Genomic DNA, 2,381 nt, shown 5'->3' on the forward strand with positions numbered 1-2,381 from the left:
CGGGAGGTTCGCCCGGTTGACGGTGGACGCGGGGTCGGCGGACGGCAGGATGTCGTGCACCCCGTGGCAGGAGGAGCAGTTGGCCGCCTTCGTCATCCCGTACTCCACCGCGATGCCGTGGAACGAGTCCATGTAGGAGGAGAAGCGCCTCTTGGGAAGCGCGTACCGGGTGGAGATCCCCTCCTTCTCGTGGCACCCGGAGCACGTCTTCGGGATGTTCCGGGAGCTGACCGGCGACGCCGGGTCGGCGGCCTTCACGATGGTGTGTTCGCCGTGGCAGTCGGTGCACACCGGCGAGTCCGCGATCCCGCCCCGCATCCCCTTCCCGTGGACGCTCTTCTCGTACTGCTCGAGGATCCCGGGGTGGCACTTGCCGCAGAGCGTCGGGATGTTCTGCCGGTGCGTGGCGGACTTGGGCTGGTCTCCCGGGAGGATGGAGTGGTTCCCGTGGCAGTCGGAGCAGACCGCGCTTCCGGTCAGCCCCGCCTTCCGCGACGCCACCCCGTGGACGCTCTGCTCGTACGAAGCCAGCAGCTTGTGATCCGGCAGGTGCGGGTACCTCGCCTCGAGCGCCCGTTCCTTGTGGCACCGCAGGCAGGTCGCCGGGATGTTCAGCCGGAAGGTCCGGGCGGACGGGTCCTTCGGCCTCCGGATGTCGTGCTTCCCGTGGCACCCGTCGCAGCCGGGGACGTCCTGGACCCCCTTGACGTGCAGCTTGCCGTGGGAGCTGCCCGCGTACGACTTCTCGGCGTCCCCGTGGCACTTGCCGCACGCGACCTTCCCGAGCTTGCCGTGCGGGGCTTTCGCGTCGGCGTGGCAGGTGACGCACCCGCTCCCGCCGTGGACGGAGAGCCGGTACGCCTGCAGGTCGACGAAGAGGGACAGGGTCTTTCCGCCGGGAAGGGACTTCTCGATCGTCCGGTCCCCGTGGCAATCCAGGCACTCGCCGACTCCCGGGACGGCTCCCGCGGCGGGCCAGGCCAGGAGCAGCGCGGCGGCGGCCAGGACCGCGGCCATGCAGTTGCGGTTCATCCTGTTCATTCCTCCTCCGTTGCGATCCTTGTGGCGTCGGGCGGCGGCGGCTCTCCGCGCCGCTCGAACGCGTCGATCTCCTCGAGTTCGAGTGCGTGCTCGTGCTCCATGTCGTGCCGCGACAGCTTCCCGTCGATCCAGGTGAAGGACATCGGGGCGAAGTCGGGGTTCATGAACACGTAGTAGAAGTGCCACACGATGATGGCCAGCGTGGCCAGGATCGCTTCGTAGTAGTGGACGATGGTCGCGACGTCCAGCCCCCACATGGGGATGCGCTTCAGGGTCTCGTCCTGGAACCAGAGCATGAATCCGGTGACGACCATCACGATCGTCCCCCACACCAGCGCGAGGTACTCCGCCTTCTCGACGTAGCTGAACCGGTCGAATTTCGGCTTGTGGTCGGCCATCCCGAAGTAGTAGCGCATCGTTCCCGCGATGTCCTCGGCGTCCTTCCACCGGGGAAGCATCCGGAGGACCTGACCCCGCCCCCTCGCCGTCAGCGCGGCGTAGAAGAGGTGATAGACGCTGGTGACCACCATGAGGACGGCGGCCACCCGATGACCCCCGCCGCGAAGAACCACATTGGCCTCGTCGGAGAGGAGCGGCAGGGACCACTTGAACTTCAGGGCGAACCCGGTGATCACGAGCGCGATGAAGGTCGAGAACGTGAGGACGTGCTGCACCCGCTCCGACTTGTTCAACCGTTCGTACCCGGGATGGTCCCACCTCCTCCGGGTCCGGTAGAGCGCCTGCATCTTGCGGAAATAGTCGAGGCCGTTGTGGAGGAGCATCCCGCCGATGACCGCCACGATCATCCAGATGTAGAACTTCTCCACCCAGTACTTGACGACCCCTCCGGTCCCGCCCGGGCCGACGTGGATGTTCCCGCTGGCGAAGTTCGAGGTCGCGCCGGGGTGGCACTTCCCGCAGGTGACGGGCAGGTTCTTCGGGTTCACCGTGGAACGGGGGTCGCTGGAGCGGAAGATCTCGTGCACCCCGTGGCAGGACGAGCAGTTCGCCACGGTCTTGTCCCCCAGGCGGGCGGAAAGGCCGTGGAAGCTCTGCTCGTACCCCTTGACCTTGTCCACGGAGACGCCGTACCGCGCCGCCAGCTTCTCGGCCCCGTGGCAGGAGGCGCACGTCTTCTCCGAGACCGCCCCGAAGGAAACCTGCGACTTCGGGTCGTCGGCCCGGCGGATTTCGTGCTCGCCGTGGCAGTCCGAGCAGTTGGGGGCGTCGGGCATCCCGCGCTGGAGCGCAACACCGTGGACGCTTTCGCGGTATATCGTGAAGACGCCGTAGTGGCATTTCCCGCAGGTGGCGGGCAGGTTCTTCTTGTTGATGTGGGA

Annotated in this window: 2 protein-coding genes; both read right to left on the reverse strand. The window is 67.1% G+C overall.

Annotation, left to right across the window (positions count from 1 at the left end; genetic code table 11):
* On the reverse strand, positions 1-1,041 hold a 1,041-nt coding region (locus tag HZB86_12240), incomplete at its 3' end, for a hypothetical protein (GenBank protein MBI5906292.1).
* Positions 1,038-2,381, reverse strand: a 1,344-nt coding sequence (locus HZB86_12245; protein ID MBI5906293.1) for a cytochrome b/b6 domain-containing protein, incomplete at its 5' end; no start/stop codon positions are given. The genes HZB86_12245 and HZB86_12240, both read right to left, overlap by 4 nt.

The sequence above is a fragment of the Deltaproteobacteria bacterium genome (assembly GCA_016234845.1).
In the GTDB taxonomy this organism is placed as follows: domain Bacteria; phylum Desulfobacterota; class Deferrimicrobia; order Deferrimicrobiales; family Deferrimicrobiaceae; genus JACRNP01.